General features: G+C 36.0%; 10 protein-coding genes. All 10 read right to left on the minus strand.

Annotation, left to right across the window (positions count from 1 at the left end):
- The gene (gene cyoE, locus AACY93_RS04225; RefSeq protein ID WP_287005854.1) at positions 1–894 is read right to left on the minus strand and encodes a heme o synthase; all 894 of its coding nucleotides are present in this window, start codon (positions 892–894) and stop codon (positions 1–3) included.
- A 63-nt stretch (positions 895–957) separates the two neighbouring features.
- Positions 958–3,078: a gliding motility protein RemB gene (locus AACY93_RS04230; RefSeq protein WP_286854661.1), complete on the minus strand. Its 2,121-nt coding sequence runs from the start codon at positions 3,076–3,078 to the stop codon at positions 958–960.
- 108 nt (positions 3,079–3,186) lie between these two features.
- Positions 3,187–3,969, minus strand: a complete 783-nt coding sequence (locus tag AACY93_RS04235; protein ID WP_286854660.1) for an energy transducer TonB — start codon at positions 3,967–3,969, stop codon at positions 3,187–3,189.
- Between the two features lie 114 nt (positions 3,970–4,083).
- Positions 4,084–4,803, minus strand: coding sequence for an energy transducer TonB (locus AACY93_RS04240; protein ID WP_007647797.1), 720 nt, complete (start codon positions 4,801–4,803; stop codon positions 4,084–4,086).
- A gap of 57 nt (positions 4,804–4,860) precedes the next feature.
- Entirely contained in the window at positions 4,861–5,244 is a 384-nt protein-coding gene (locus tag AACY93_RS04245; protein WP_286854657.1) for a VanZ family protein, read from the minus strand.
- Positions 5,237–5,617 carry a glycine cleavage system protein GcvH gene (gcvH, locus tag AACY93_RS04250; protein ID WP_007647795.1) on the minus strand — a complete coding sequence of 127 codons (381 nt, stop codon included), beginning with the start codon at positions 5,615–5,617 and terminating at the stop codon, positions 5,237–5,239. The genes AACY93_RS04245 and gcvH overlap by 8 nt, the downstream gene beginning before the upstream one ends.
- Before the next feature lie 62 nt (positions 5,618–5,679).
- Positions 5,680–12,882 carry a cell surface protein SprA gene (sprA, locus tag AACY93_RS04255; RefSeq protein ID WP_286854656.1) on the minus strand — a complete coding sequence of 2,401 codons (7,203 nt, stop codon included), beginning with the start codon at positions 12,880–12,882 and terminating at the stop codon, positions 5,680–5,682.
- A gap of 5 nt (positions 12,883–12,887) precedes the next feature.
- Positions 12,888–13,469 carry a Holliday junction branch migration protein RuvA gene (gene ruvA, locus AACY93_RS04260; RefSeq protein WP_007647793.1) on the minus strand — a complete coding sequence of 194 codons (582 nt, stop codon included), beginning with the start codon at positions 13,467–13,469 and terminating at the stop codon, positions 12,888–12,890.
- Positions 13,470–13,526: 57 nt separating this feature from the next.
- Positions 13,527–15,830, minus strand: coding sequence for an NADP-dependent malic enzyme (locus tag AACY93_RS04265; RefSeq protein ID WP_286854655.1), 2,304 nt, complete (start codon positions 15,828–15,830; stop codon positions 13,527–13,529).
- A 72-nt stretch (positions 15,831–15,902) separates the two neighbouring features.
- The coding region (queG, locus tag AACY93_RS04270; RefSeq protein ID WP_339611252.1) for a tRNA epoxyqueuosine(34) reductase QueG at positions 15,903–16,652 on the minus strand (750 nt) is incomplete at its 5' end.

The following is a 16,652-nucleotide window of genomic DNA, read 5'->3' on the forward strand; positions in this document are numbered from 1 at the left end:
TTATCTAATAAACTTATCGATTACGTAAACTATTTGCAACAAGGTAATGTAAGACACACTGGCCAACATAAGTTGTTTTGCTGCTAAAACAGTCATTTTTTTATATAATTGAATGGCATAATACAGCATCCCTAAACCTAGCAGGAATACAATTACAGCCGAAATTGGCGTTAAATACAAGCGACCCGTAAAACCAAATGCAGGAACTATAGACACCAAAATGGTCCAAATTGTATACATGATGGTTTGTACTGCAGTGCCTTTATCCTGTTTTCCGGTAGGCAACATAAAAAAGCCTCCTTTTTTATAATCTTCAAACAAAAACCAACCTATGGCCCAAAAGTGTGGGAATTGCCAAAAAAACTGAATGGCAAATAAGGTACCTGGTTCTATACCAAAGTCGTTTGTGGCTGCAACCCAACCCAACATAAAAGGGATGGCTCCAGGAATAGCCCCAACAAAAACTGCCAATGGTGTTTTGGTTTTTAAAGGTGTATAGGCGCAAGTGTAAAGGAAAATGGAAATAGCTCCAAACATAGCTGTTTGTGGGTTGATGCTATATAAAATAGCGATACCCGAAACCGTAAAAACAGATGCAATAATAAAAGCTGTTGAAACAGACATGCGTCCAGCCGGAATTGGTCTGTTTTTGGTTCGATCCATCAAAGCATCCAAATTCTTTTCTATAATTTGATTGAACGCGTTTGAAGCTCCAACCATAAAATAACCACCAAACGCCAAAAGCAGAAGTGTGGTATAATTTACTGTTTCTACACCTAAAAGATATCCAGCCAGTGAAGAAAACACCACACTAACCGACAAACGGATTTTAGTGATTTCCTTAAAATCTGAAACAATAGAATGTTTAACCGTTGAAGTGACTGTTTGACTCAAAGTAATAGATGCTTTGCCTAAGGCTTTATATTGCGTTTGCAAAGATACTTTGAAAAGTTAATTCTACAAATCAAAATACCAATTAAATAGGTCTGTTCTTATTCCTATATTAAACCAAACCGTATTGCTTTTTAGGGCTGTTGCCGTTTGGGCTTCCGGATTAAAGTCCCTAAAGGTCACATCTGTGAAAATCTTTAAATTTGTTGCTGGATTAATGACATAACCCACTTGCAGGTTTGTATAGAAAGTGGTGGTTTTGTTTCCCTGTCCAACTTCTACGCCTGTATCAAAAGGTCTTTCGTTGTAATTTCTATAAATATCCCCTCCATAACTATAATCATCCACACCATTATTAAAATCCAATCCTCTAGTTCCAATGACCATTTTGGCATTTCCAAACCAACGCTTATAATGATATCGACCAATAAGCACAAACTCACTGAAATTGGAGCCCCAAAGATGTGCCATGGATTGATTGCTGTGACCATAGTTTAAAACCACTGTATTGTGCGAGTAGGTATAAGGCCTTACCCTGTTATACTCTGTTTGAAGCATCAGGTTTTTAACTTTAAATGCATGGTAATATTTAAAACCCAATTGGTATCCAAATTTATTTTTCCAGCTTTTCTCACCTCCAGACATATCGCTCAATGAAAATTCATCTAAAATAAATTGCCCATACAGGTTCATGTTATCATTCAATTTATATTTACCAGACAATCCTAAAAGTGCATTTCCGGCATCTTGGCCTGTTTCAAATTCTATAGCTCTAAAAAAGATAATTGGGTTCAAATAATTAATATCAAAACCTCTGTTGTTTGCATTGTTCCAAATTACAGACTCAAAAAAACCTACATTCAATCTTTTTGAAACATTCCAACTTAAAAAGTGTGTTGCCATGTATTTTGGCATATATGCTCCATCCACTTCAACTTCTGGTCTTACGTCCCTTAACCACATCCAGGTGCTTGTATATTTTATTTTCCAGAATGTTGTGTTTAATTTCAAGAATGGATGTGGTGTTGCCGCATCACTGATAAACAAGGATCGATAACCATCTCCAATAAAATTTTTGCCATGGCCAAACTGCACATTTAAAAACTTAAACGGAGTATAAGACAAATAGGCTTCTGCTACTGGATAATCGTAACCTCCATCTTTAAAAGCTTTGGCTATGCCTCTGCCTGGAACAATGGCTGCTTCGTCTGCTGCTTTTATGGATTCGGCATACTGATTATAATATTGTGCAAACCTACCTTGACTTTCAAAAAAGGACGTATAAAAACTAAACTTATTCCCCAAACCTCCTTGTATGGTTATCCCTCTGGTATTGTTATAGGTACTTGAAAAATCTGCATCTGTATCTTTTCCAACTTCAAAATCGAAAATAGGGTCTATTGTAAACCAATAATCTTTTCCTTCAACCCTTACCAGTCTTTCATTCCATAGTTTTCTGCCTGCAAAGGTATTGGTGTCTTTTGCCAAGGTGTCCACTGCTGCCTGAAAATTGTAATAGGCAGATACATCTTCATACATGTATGGTTTGGAAGCTGTGTGGCTGTTGGTTCCTACCAAGTTGATGCTTCTATCAAATTTAGCATAGTTACTATGTGTAAAGGGAATGTTTAACTGACTTGTATATTCTTTGTTGGAAAATGGCACCAACTTCTTGTTCACGCTATCATATTCTGTTTTGGCTGCTTTTTCCAATTCAGTAAGTTCATCATTAATGCTTGAATCCTCTTCTTTTGATAAATCTTTTGTGGCCACTGCTTGGTTTACCAATGGTATTTTAACAGCTATGGAATATTGCTTATAGGTAGGTTTTCCATTATAAGTTCCAGGTTTTATTTTAGGAAACTCCCCAAACACGCGTTTGGCTTCATCTTTTAATTCTTGATAGGTGGCATCTACATAAATAACCCTAAATTGACCTTCTTTATCAACTTCAAAAAGTATAACCACATCTCCATTGTAATTGGTATCCATAACTTCTTGAGGCACTTTAAAGTTATTAAAGACATGAGCAAAAACCTGATTGTCAAAACATTTTTGCAGAAGTTCGACTTCTACGGAATCACATTCAGAAAATACGGGTGGTTTTTCGTAAAGGAAATTGTTTTGAGCGTAAGATTGTACTTGAAAAAATAAAAAAACAATTACGAAGAATTTCTTCATATCCATGTGTAAGATTAATTTGCGTTGAAAGATACTATTTTTTTAATAATGACAGTATGAAAAAAGCCGTAAACAAAAGTGTTAACGGCTTTTTTAGTAAAAATATTTTGCTGCTTAATTGATAACATTGAATTTTATTGGCAAACTATAGAGCACATCCACATGACTGTCTTTTTGTTTTCCTGGTGTCATTTGGGGCAATTTCCCAATCACTCGTTCTGCTTCTTTATTTAACAGACTGTACTTGGAGCTGGTTTTAATGTCTGTTACATGACCTTGTTTATCAATCTTAAACATCACATAAATCCTTTGCTCTCCCTTTAACCTAAGGTCTCCAGCAATATTGGTATTGAATTTTCTTTGAATATGAGCAGCAATTTTATCAGACATGCATTGTCTTCTTTCCTCGTTGGATGATACATTTTCACAACCAGGAAATATTGGCACCTGCTCTACAGCCATTACGTTAAAAGGTGGTAAATCGTCCGGTTTATCTATTACTTGTATTTTTTTGGGATCCATAGGTTCCTGAGATGTTGATGGTTTTGGAACTACAGTTTCAATAATTGGATCGTCATTGTCTTTTACAATAGGATTGTTGAAAACTATGGGTTGAGATTTCTTTTTTTCAACTGTTCTGGTCTCTTCAAGAATCTTGATAGGCTCATTGTAAACATACATGATGTCTTCTTCCGGTTGTGGGACATCTGGAGTGATGGTTTCATAAGTTTTAAAAGAAGCTTCAAAAAGTGCATAGGTAATAAGCAAGCACATTATTAAACCAACTTGAAAAAAAATGGTAGAGTTTTTTCGTAGATTTGCATCATGCTTTTGAGGTTTTGTTGCGTTTTTCTCATTTTGCCGAATGAGTTCGCAATTTTTCTTTTGAAAAATCATAATAATTGAATTTAAATGTTAATATTATGATAAAATATCAATAAGCATACCAAAAAGAAATCCCGTTACAGTAAATGTAACGGGATTTTATATAATTTTTAAAAACTAAAACTCTTAGTTCTGCACTTGGAACTTAATTGGTAGGTAATAAGGAACCCTTACTGCTTTTCCACGTTGCTTTCCTGGTTTCATTTTAGGCAATAAGCTTACTACTCTAATAGCTTCTTGCTCTAATCTTGGATGTGGTGCTCTTGCTTTTATATCAACAATTTCACCTGTTTTATCAATTTTAAAGAATACACTGATTTTTTGGATACCACTTAACCCTAAATCTCCAGCCAAATCGGTATTGAATTTTTTCACAATAAATTTTTGCATTTGCTCGTTCATACAAGCTTTTTTATCTTCATTGTTTCCTTTTTCACAACCTGGGAAAACTGGAACGTTTTCAATAACAGCAAAAGGAACCTCAACGTCTTCTTCTACTTCTTCAACTTCCACTTCTTCTACCTCAACAATTTCTTCTTCTTGACTGGTTTCGGTAGATTCAATAACCGTTTCCTCAACTTCCTCTTCATCTTCCACAACTTCAATCACTTCAGGAGCAGCTGGTGGTGGTGGTGGAGGTGGTGGTGTCTGTAATTGCTCTGTAATTGGAATTTCTTCCTCCAATTCTTCGTCAAGGTTTAACTGACCAATGTCTATCGCAGATTTATCGTACGTTTTATAGTTAATTGCCGTATATGTTACAAACAACATTAATGCTAAACCAACAGCAAAGAAAAGAGAGCTGTTTCGACCTACATTTGCTTTAGGATTTTTCTTTTGTTCCATGATTTTTAATTTTCCTGATTGCTAAAATAACCATTTATTTGGCAATAAAGCAAACGATTAATATTTTTTAACGTCTGTATTTATTTTAGTATGTATTAAAATAGCTGCAAATAAAACACCTAAACTATTTGCCAATATATCCAATACATCGAAACTTCTTGAGCTGGTTAATATAAGTTGTAATACTTCAATAATTATACCAAAGGCAACAGATACAAGGATGCTTCTAAAAACACTTTTTATTTTACTAAAATTGAATTTGAAGTAGAATGAGTTAAACCAAAGCCAAGTAAATAATGCATAAGCCAAGAAATGAAATATTTTATCACTAAAGGATGGTACAATTTCTTCAACAGATTCTAAATCGAGTTTCGCCAAACTAACTGTTATAAGTAATACAGTATAGCTTATAGAAACCCCTAAAGCATTTTTTTTAAGCACCAATCAATTCTTTGTAAGCATCGGCAGACATAAGGCCATCTACTTGGGACAGGTCTGAACATTTTACTTTAATCATCCAACCTTCTCCATAAGGATCGCTATTTACTTTTTCTGGTTCGTCTTCTAGTGCTTCGTTAAACTCTATAATTTCTCCAGATAGTGGTAAAAACAAATCTGAAACTGTTTTTACAGCTTCTACAGTACCAAAAATCTCATCGGCATCCAACGTTTCGTCTACAGTTTCAACTTCTACGTAAACAATGTCACCCAATTCGCTTTGGGCAAAATCTGTTATACCAACAGTTGCTACGTCACCTTCAATTTTTACCCATTCGTGGTCTTTTGTGTACTTTAAATTTGATGGAATATTCATTGTATATATTATTTATTTTCGCAAATGTATTTATTCAAAAGATAATATCAAACTAGATTTTATTAATTACCAAAATTATATCTCAACGTAATGCCTCCACGTATGGTTGTTTGAGGGTATGCTGTGGAAATGGCGTATTCTGAAAACATATAATCGAAGTAGAAAATACCTGTTAGGTTTTTACTAAACGAATAATCTGCAGTAAACTTTCCAGACCATACCGTTTGTCCAGATGTTATTTGGTTGTTGTTCACATCCAGATATCTAATAATGGTTTCGTTTCTTCTATATGAAAGATCGGCTTTCATATTTAAATCGCTTACAATCTTTTTGGTAGGTCCAGCTAATTTGGAATTGATCCTAACATCTTTTATTCTATAGCCCAAGCCAATAATGTATTCGTTTCCTTGAACTTCAGTCATTAAATTATTATCAAAACTCAATGAAAGAAGTCTGTCTTTCTTGATTTCAGCAAGAATTTTTACGGAATTTTTCATTTCCATGTCTATTCGTACCAACGGACTAAACATTTCGGTTAAGTTGATGTTGCTGTAAAGTGTTTCATTTTTAAAATTGCCACCTTGATCCAAGGCTTCTGGCTCCAAAGGATCGTAGTCCAAATTGGACCTAAATTGATTGATGGTGTAGGATGCACGATATCCATGAATTAATGAGAAACGTTTAAAACGTTTTTTAAACCATTTTAAATTCATTAATCCTGTATATTTTATATCCCAGTTTGGAATTGGAAAATCTTTAATGGCAGATAAAGAGATCCCTCCAGCGTCCTTACCGGAATAGGCAGACAGGAAGGATGGCAACAAGACTGATTGGCTGTTTTTACCAAAACCTACCGGATAGCCTTCTGCATCTACAGGATACGTGGCGCTGCCATAGTGTTGCTCTGCCAATCTGTTTGCTATTTTTAACCTATTGGCCCTAAAATCTTCGAAGGCTGCAGATTGGGTCTCATCACTTTTACTGAAAGCTGTTTTAATTAAAATTGTGGAAATACTGTAATTTCCAAAGGTATTTGGAGTAAGGGATTCGTACTCCAAGCCATTTCCATAATCGTTGATCCTATAGTTTTCAGTATAGTTTTCAGAATACAACCTATTGGCAACCAGATCTATTTTTAAATCGTTTAAAGGTTCAATATTTGCAGAATAATCCAATTGTTGGGTTTTGACTGCTGTATATTGCTCATTAAAATCTGGATACAGTGTTAACCAACCGTTTTTGGCCGCTAAGTGTCTTACATCTTTTTGGCTACCAAAGGTAAAACCAACAGTTGGTTTTAAAGTTCCTATAAATCCAGGGGTTCTTAAATAACCTGGTAAATAGGTTCCATTGGTTTCAGAATAGTTAACCTGTACTCTTTTTAAACTGGTAAGTATATCTATTCCAACATTGGCAAGCTTCTGTCCTCCGTTTTTTGCCTTTGCAGGCTTTGATCCGTCTTGAGGTTTTCCATCTGGCGTTGGTCTAGCTGCTGGCGTTGGTGTTTTTCTAATGGTTTTCTTTTTAAGCCCTATATAATTATAGAACTTGTTCATGTTTAAAGTGGTATTGATGTTGTGCCTGTTTGCATTGGAAACCGTATTACCCAAATCGTAGGTTTGACCGTCCACTTCCAGATTTCCAAACAAATCGGATCCTTTTTGCCATTGGAAATCGCCACTGTAGGAGTAAGTGGCATCCACAAAGCTAAAAGTTGGGATTTTATCCAAAGGAATATCATAATTAACTGCCAGTTGTTGGAACTGCCTGTTTGGATCGCCAAAATCGAAAAAGCCATCCCAAACGGTTAAAGAAGGGTCTTGTTCGCCGTTGATGATATTGTCTTTAAAATAATTGCGCACAATATTATGGTTGGATGCCGTTAAATTTAATTGTAAGGATTTGGTTAAATTGTAATTGATGCTATATTCGTAATCGAACGTATAATTTCTTCTGTAAAATTCATCCAAGCCTATATTGTCTCCGGTTAAATCTACTTCCCTGAATTTTTGCTGATTAAATTGACGGTTTATGTTGGTATTGACCGTAAACATGGAAGGCAACGGATTAAAATTGAAATCTTTTAATAGTTTTAAATAGTCACTGGTAAACAAGGAATCGTTTTTCTTAAAAGGTTCAATGGAATAAGGCTCAAAATTATATGCGTAATTAACGCCAGCCCTAACCGTTTGATCTATGGAATTTTCAATTTCAAAATCCCGATGCTTTATTTTATTGTAGGAATAATTAAAGGTAAGATTTTCCACATCGTAAAAACGAGGCTTGGAGTCGTTGGTCTTTATTTTTCTAACACCAATAAAGTTTATGCTTTTTCGTTTGGTGTAACTTTCGGACTGCTCCCTGATCTTATCTTTTTCATCATTGGAATCGGCTGCTTCCAATCTGGACTCCAAAGTTAAATCTTTATAATACTGATCATATTTTGGCGTAATCATTTCTTCTCCCTGTCCATAGTTAAATGGAATTTGAATTCCCCATTTTGGTGGAAGCAATTGCCCAATATTTACATTGGTAACCACATCGTATTGTTCTACATCTTCTCTACTTCTTTGGTTAGGGCCTTGTTCAATGGATCCAAATCCAGTGGTGCTTTTTCTTCCAGTGGCGCTTACGTTGGCAAAATCGGCAAAATTGGTATCAACAGTCAATACAGCTGCCCAACCACCTTCGTTGTCCATATCGGACAAACGTAATTCGTTAAACCATAATTGACCACATTTGTCTACTCCAGATGCATTTTTAACACCAACCATTAAGGTTCTAATGTCTCCAAAATTTGGATTTCCTATAATCCCTATTCGTTGTTGCCCTAAGGTATATGGAGCATATTCTGGAACGGGGTTTTCGCTTAATGCATCATCAATCACATCATAAAAAACAGGTGTTGTCCCACTTAATGTTCCATTGCTAATACCTTCCGATTTAATATCTTGAAGCAATTCCAGAGCCAGGTTCATCTCATTTTCTTCAGGCCATAAAAGTTCCCTGGTTGTTCCGTCGCTTACTTTTAAGGGTACTTCTATTTGGTAGTAGTTTTGGGTTAAATCGTTACCCATTCTTATAAAACCAACTAAATCTTCGTCTTGCAGTCCTGGGATATCTCCTTCTTGAGCATGTATAAACATTCTTAATCGTTTATACTGACGCATGTCTATATTAATGTTTTTATAAACAGCCCTTGCATCATGTGATTCCAAATCGCACACATCCAAGACCAAGGATTGTTCGTTTTGTCTAATTACGGTATTGTTGTTGTAAAATTCTTCAGGTTCTACTCCTGGAGGTGAAATATAAATACCGTCGTTTTCTATGGTACCTATAATTCCAACGCTAAATTCGGTATTGTCCAATGCTGGATCTCCACCATCTTCATCCAATGTTAAATTATATCTTCTCCAATCGCTTCTTACCAAATCCAAAGTACCAAAACGGAACACGGTTTTTTCTGTAAATTCTTTTAAATACATTCGTGTAAAACGAATGGATCTTAAATCTGAAATACCACCAATGGCATTGGAGTATTCTGTAACCGGAATTCTAAATTGAACCCATCTTGGAATGACTGTTTGACCGTTAGGAAGTGTTCTTACCTGGTCTTCTTTAATATCTACAATGTATGGGTTGTTAATGTTTAAAGTAGCAGGTGTTAAATTCAACTCGTACTCATAATAACTGTCTATGGTATTCATAGTGTTATCACGATTGATGTCTTCCACATCTGGTTGTGTTGTGGAACCACGATTGGTGTCTGAAAACACATCTGGTGAATTTCCTTGAAGTCCGTTATAACGCTTATAACGTTCAAAAATATCACCATCTGTATTTAAAAAATAGGTATAGTTATCGTTTGCTGGATCTGGCAAGGAGGCGTAAGCTGAAAATATTTGAGCTTCCTCGGCATCATCATAACCATCAAGACCTGTATCTTGATTGGTACGCTGTTCGCCAGTAGTATCAAAAGCATAAATTAAAGATTGGTTTTGAGGGTAAACCGTTTCCCAAGAAGGAGAGGTTGGCAACACACCAATTACATTTCCATCTGCTGGCAAACCATTTTCATAAATTTTTCTTCCGTCTTTTATAACATCTTCTGAAATATTACCTAAGTTGAATACGAGTTTCCCTCCAGGGTTGGATGGGTTTTCCTGAAATGGATCCTGTAACCAGAATTCAATATATTCCACATTGGATTGTTCAAAGTCTGTAGAAGTTAAGGCTCTGGTAATACCTGCCCAACTTCTCTGTGGATCTGTTAGGGTGTTGTTATTAATATCAACGTTTGTGGTTTGGAAATTATAAGGTCCTCTTTCTGTTGGATAATATGCCAAATCCAAAGTGTTTACAACCGTTGATTGCCCTTGGGCAATGTCTTGGTTTGGAAACAGTTCTTCAATAAACACACGACTGGTATATAAATCTGATATATCATCATCTGAAATACCACTTGGACTTTGGTTTCCGTAGAAAATTGGATCAATATTATACCAATTCAGCAAAGCTCTATCATACCCTTGCTCAATACCATTCACATTATCGTCGTTACCGTTGATACCATGAGGACGACTGGAAATAAACCATGATTGTGGCGATTTTAGGTCGATAGAGTTTTGCGAGCCTTCAAAATCATCTACATAAGACGTAGCTTCTCCATTAAATTGGGTGCCTTTTGGAGCTCCAGGAGCTAAATAGGCAAACTCTCCCCTTACAGCCAAATTGGAAGGTGCATCTGTATCTATATTTGGTAGTTTGTTGACCAATCTGGTAAAAAACGGAACTTCGGTTGAATAATTTCCGTTAATTCCAAATATGTGGTTGTTTATGGGTTCTTGTGCATAATTTGCCTTTTGGGTTATAGGTCTTTCGTTTAAGTGCAACCAAGTTGCTCCAAGCACAAAATTTTCATTGAACTTATGTTCAACATTAATACCTGTAAATCGTTTTGTTTGTTGTCCAAATACAGCATTGTTTTCTGTGGTAACCTGAATAGGTGTGTTTGAGGCTTTTAAAGCTTCATCAAGTATCTGGACGGTTCCTTGTTGGTAATTAACCGTATAGTCTATACCTTCAACCAAAACCCTACCTCCAGCAGTTACTTGAACAGATCCTCTAGGAACGTTAAAGGCTCCAATAGGAATGCCATCTCCTCCAGAAGATTTGTAACGCCCTTTCATTTTAAACTTATTCTTGTCTGCTGCTTCTAGAGCTGCTGTTTTGGTTTGTTTATAAAGAATGTCATAAACATATTTTTTCTGGTTATCGTTGTAGGTTACATTATTGTTATAATCTTCGCCTCCAGAAACAGATAGTTTTTCGAATAGATATTTTCCAAAAGGCTCGGCCTTGGTAAAGATTATTTTTCCGTTTTGAGGGATCACTGTAATACCTGGAACAAAATCAAAAAAGCCATCTCCATTTGTTTGAGGGTCGCCATTGAAATTCAATCTGTCTAGGTTAAACAATCGTAATAAGGTTGTATTTTGAATTAAATCTTCTGGAGGTGTATTGGTTGTTATAGGGTTTCCATTTATATCTACCCCAAAAGAATTGCCATCTACTGGAGAGATAAAATTCAATGGTGAGGCTTCGTTATAAAAAATATTTAATTTGAAATCGTCTTGACTTAATTGGTATGCTCCTGTATCATAGATATTCTTCATCATTAAATCCCAAATAGGTTGATTAACGTTTGTAATGGGACTTTTTAATAATTTTAAAATTAAATTGTTATTTGTAACCGTTGTGATACCTCCAGGAATGGTAGTTGTTCCCGTTGCGTCCAAACCATCGTTTGCAAATTCCCCTACTTGATATACTTGGCCACCTACCGTATACTGAAAAGCTACAGCCAGGACTTCATCGTTGTTTAATCTTTGGTTTAAAGAGATATAGCCTAGTTGGGAGTTTAAGGTATATTCTTGACCTTGTTGCAGTTTTCTGGCATTTTCCAGTTTGGCGTAGTCCGAACCTTCACTTACAGAACCGCTAAGGGTTCCAAACCCTTGTTGCACAGTTGCAATATCCCTTATTTGTGAGGTTAAAACTGAACCAGAACCAATTCTTGTTGGGTCGTAATCGTTGTTTCCGTTATTTGGGAACGCATTGGGACCTACATTTATAAATCCAGGAGGAACAGGTTGCAATAGGATGTTATTGGCATTTGGATCTGCATTGGATTCCCCTAAATCCTGAAGTGCCACAATATTTCTAACGTTTTCGGTATTGTTATTTCTATTGGTTACCCAAACCTCTATTCTGGTAATTTGTACATTGGAATTTATAAATGGATAATTTTCCAAGGTTTTATCGAAATTATCCCTAAAGTAATGTGCTAAGAAGTAATGTCTGTTTTCATCATAATCCCTAGCAAAAAAATCAAACTCCTCGATGGTACCTCCACCTTGGGCCACAACGGTTCTGGTATCCGATTTTTGTTCTGAAAAAACTCCTGTAACGGTTGTTTTTCCAAACTGCAATTGTGCTTTAACCCCAAATAAACTTTGAGCTCCTGTTATTAAAGAACTATTAAGAGGCATGCTTACGTTACCTACTTCAATTTTTTGGATGATATCATCTTCTGTAGGTGTGTATTCCAGTTTTATTAAGTTTTGGAAATCGAAGGTCGATTCGGTATCATAGTTTGCTGTAACTTGTAATCTGGTTCCAACTTTTCCCAACAAGCTCAAACTAATTCTTTGGTCAAAATCGAATGTAAAATTACTTCTGTTTTGGGGTGAAAATGTTGGATTGTCTTGCTTTGTAAACAAAACACCCAAATCCATTTCCACAGAACCTTGTGGCACCACATTAATGGTATTGCCTCCAAAGATGGTTTCAAACAATCCAGATCTTACATAAAATTCTGGAAGCAGGTTTTTTTGTTCTTCTTCGGAACCTTCTTTCTTTCCGTCATAAGCATCAATTTTCTGCTTGTAATATTGTTTTAAGTTTTCCTGTAATACAAGTTCCCTAAACTCTTCAGGTGTTAAAATTATGGGGTAATTTATATTGAAGCTTCCAACCGTTTCGGTGTAAATATATCTGTCTGTTAATGGATCGTAGGTATATTTGGATTCAATACTGGAAGGATTGGGCATGTTTATGTTTCCTAATGAAAAACCTGTACTTGTTGAATCTTGTGGTGTTGGTGTTATTTGTGAGAAAGAATATAAACTAAAAAGCAAGAACATGCTTAATAGGACATATTGTTTGTTTGCTTTTAAATAATTATGGTTGGTAGTACTCAAATCTTTTATAAATTTTTTAAAGCCTGTTTTATAATTACTTCGACAGTTGCGTCTGGTTGATTGGATATAATTTTATCTACCACACGCTCGGATTGTTTTTTGTTAAATCCAAGAACATCTAAAGCAGATAACGCTTCATCTTTATTAGTATTGTTTTTTGGAGTTGAAAGTTCGTCAATATCGTAGACTTTCAAAATTTTATCTTTTAAATCCAAAATTACTCGTTGAGCTGTTTTGGCACCAATACCTTTTATGGATTGAATTAAGGCTACATCTCCAACAGCAATTCCTTCCCTTACCTGTTTTGGTGTTAAGGAAGACAGCATGGTTCTTGCTGTACTGGCTCCAACACCACTCACGGAAATTAACAACCTGAAAATCTCTCTTTCGGCCAATGATGAAAATCCAAACAAGGTATGCGAATCTTCTTTTACTTGAAGGTGTGTATATAATTTTAAATGTTCTTGATCTGGAATTTGTGAAAACGTATGTAAAGAAATGTTTAACATATAGCCTACACCATTACAATCTATAACAACATCGGTTGGATTTTTCTCAATAAGTTTCCCTTGAATATGTGTAATCATTAACAAAACTTTAATAAACTCTCAAATGTAATAAAATTATTCACATTATTAAGCCGTTTATTTTTCTACTGCTGCTTTATTTTCAAGTTCCTTTTTTTCTTTTTGTTGTGCATCTATAACTGCAATAGCTGTCATGTTAACAATCTCATCCACACTTGCATCCAATTGTAGGATGTGCACAGGTTTTCTTAAGCCCATCATGATAGGTCCTATTGAATCTGAATTGTTGAGTTCTTTCATTAACTTATAGGTAATATTGGCCGATTCCAGATTAGGGAAAATCAAGGTATTTACTTTCTTTCCGGCCAATTTAGAGAACGGAAAGGTGTCTTGTAGCATTTCCCTGTTCAAGGCAAAGTCTGCTTGAAGTTCTCCATCTACCAATAAATTAGGGTGTCTTTTATGTAAATAATTTACTGCTTCACGAACTTTTATGGCTGTTTGATTTTTAGAAGATCCAAAGTTAGAGTACGAAATCATGGCCATAACAGGCTCCATTCCAAACATTTTTACCACTCCAGCTGTCATCTGCGCAATTTTGGTTAAATCTTCGGCAGAAGGGTTGATGTTTATAGCTGTATCACTTAAAAACATAGGGCCTCTTTTGGTCATCATAACATTTGTGGTAGCAACCCTTGTAGAGTCTGGTGCTAAACCAATAAGTTCTAAAACCGGCTTAACAACTGATGGGTAAGATCTGGAAAATCCTGAAATCATGGCGTCTGCATCTCCTTCATTGACCATCATGGCAGCAAAATAATTGCGTTCCCTCATAATTTTTTGAGCAGAATACAACGTTACACCTCTTCTGTTACGTTGATTCCAATACACCTTGGCATAGGTGTTCTTGCGTGCCTCCTCTTCATCGGATTTTGGATCTATAATTTCAACATCGGCATCAAATTCTATTTCTTCTTTAAGCTTTTCAATTGCATCCCTTCGTCCAAGTAATATAGGAATGGCTATTCCTTCGTCATGCACAATTTGAGCGGCTTTTAACACGTCCAAATGGTCTGCCTCTGCAAAAACCACTCGTTTTGGGTTAATTTTGGCTCTATTGAGCAAAAGCCTTACAATTTTATTGTCGGAGCCCAAACGCTCTAAAAGTTCATCTTTATATTTGGTCCAATTTTCTATGGGTTCTTTGGCAACACCACTTTCCATGGCGGCCTTTGCTACTGCTGGAGGTACTTCGGCAATCAGTCTAGGATCAAAAGGTTTTGGGATAATGTAGTCCCTTCCAAAGGTTAACCTGGTTTCTCCATAAGCTATATTCACTTGTTCCGGAACAGGTTCTTTGGCCAATTTAGCAAGCGCTTTTACTGCTGCCATTTTCATGGCTTCATTGATTTTTGTAGCTCTAACGTCTAAAGCGCCTCTAAAAATAAATGGGAATCCAAGAACATTATTTACTTGGTTAGGGTTGTCTGATCGACCTGTAGCCATAATAATATCTTCTCTTGTGTCTATAGCCAATTGGTAATCGATTTCCGGATCTGGGTTTGCCATGGCAAACACAATTGGGTTTTTAGCCATAGACAGCAGCATTTCTGGAGTTACGATATTTGCTTGAGAAAGACCGATAAACACATCGGCATGTTTCATGGCTTCCTCTAAGGTGTCTATGTTTCTATTTGTAGCGAATTCGGCTTTTTCAGAAGTTAAATTGTCTCTATCTTGTTTAATAACCCCTTTACTGTCCAGCATGACAATGTGTTCGCGTTTGGCACCAAAAGCTTGATACAATCTGGTACAGGAAATAGCAGCAGCTCCTGCGCCACTTATTACAATTTGCACCTGATCTATTTTCTTATTTGCCAGTTCCAAGGCATTCAACAAAGCGGCTGCTGAAATGATGGCTGTTCCATGCTGATCGTCGTGCATAACAGGAATGTCCAGTTCTTCTTTTAAACGTCTTTCAATTTCAAATGCTTCAGGAGCTTTTATGTCTTCCAAATTGATGCCTCCAAAAGTGGGAGAAATCTTTTTTACAGTTTGAATGAATTCTTCAATGTTTTCGGTATTAACTTCTATATCGAACACGTCAATATCTGCAAAAATTTTAAAAAGCAAACCTTTTCCTTCCATAACGGGTTTTGAAGCTTCAGGGCCTATGTTCCCCAAACCTAAAACGGCTGTTCCGTTAGAGATTACTGCAACCAAATTTCCTTTGGCAGTATATTTATAAACATTGTTTACGTCTTTTGCTATTTCCAGACATGGCTCGGCAACTCCTGGAGAGTAAGCCAAAGACAAATCCCTTTGCGAAGCATATTTTTTTGTTGGTACCACCTGAATCTTTCCAGGAGTTGGTTTGGCGTGATATACTAAGGCTTCCCTGCGTTTACTTTGTTTGCTCATAAGTGCTATTAATTAAAGCTATATTCAAAAAAATTCTGAACTAACAAATGTAACAATACTCAACCTTAAAGCCTAATCTTTTAAGAAATTGATATTACGCTTTAGGCCTGAAAATTTGGTACGTTTTACTGCAGACTTTTTAAACACTTTTTTAAATGTTTCTTCAGTAATTTCTTCCCAATCCTTTTTGGTCATATCCAATAAGTCTGGATGTGGATTAAAAAGGGGTTCGTTATGGGATTTTGAAAAACGGTTCCAAGGACATACGTCTTGACAGATATCACAACCAAACATCCAATCTTCAAACTGGCCTTTAAATTGCGTTGGAATGTTTTCTTTTAATTCTATGGTAAAATAGGAAATGCATTTACTGCCATCAACCACATAGGGCTCTGTTATGGCTTTGGTTGGGCAGGCATCGATACATTTGGTACATGTTCCACAATGGTCTGTGGTTATACCATCATACTCCAGCTCTAAGTCTATTATCAATTCGGCTATAAAATAAAAAGAGCCTACTTGTTGAGTGAGCAAATTGCTGTGTTTTCCAATCCATCCCAACCCAGATTTGGCTGCCCAAGCTTTATCCAACACTGGAGCAGAATCCACAAATGCGCGACCTTCCACCTCTCCTATTTCGACCTGAATGGCATGCAACAAAGATTTAAGTTTATCTTTTATCACAAAATGATAGTCGGTTCCATAAGCATATTTTGACAGCTTGTAGGTCTCATGGTCTTGAGTTTTTTCTGGAAAATAATTTAGAAGTAATGAAATAACAGATTTAGAACCTTCTACCAATTTATTGGGATCCAAACGTTT

The sequence above is a fragment of the uncultured Xanthomarina sp. genome (assembly GCF_963971605.1).
Taxonomy (GTDB): Bacteria; Bacteroidota; Bacteroidia; order Flavobacteriales; family Flavobacteriaceae; genus Xanthomarina; species Xanthomarina gelatinilytica.

What these genes read in the sequence shown, in the direction of transcription:
- AACY93_RS04230 (WP_286854661.1), bottom strand. Translation starts at nt 3,078, where the DNA reads ATGGATATGAAGAAATTCTTCGTAATTGTTTTTTTATTTTTTCAAGTA.
- AACY93_RS04235 (WP_286854660.1), bottom strand. Translation starts at nt 3,969, where the DNA reads ATGATTTTTCAAAAGAAAAATTGCGAACTCATTCGGCAAAATGAGAAA.
- AACY93_RS04240 (WP_007647797.1), bottom strand. Translation starts at nt 4,803, where the DNA reads ATGGAACAAAAGAAAAATCCTAAAGCAAATGTAGGTCGAAACAGCTCT.
- gcvH (WP_007647795.1), bottom strand. Translation starts at nt 5,617, where the DNA reads ATGAATATTCCATCAAATTTAAAGTACACAAAAGACCACGAATGGGTA.
- ruvA (WP_007647793.1), bottom strand. Translation starts at nt 13,469, where the DNA reads ATGATTACACATATTCAAGGGAAACTTATTGAGAAAAATCCAACCGAT.
- AACY93_RS04265 (WP_286854655.1), bottom strand. Translation starts at nt 15,830, where the DNA reads ATGAGCAAACAAAGTAAACGCAGGGAAGCCTTAGTATATCACGCCAAA.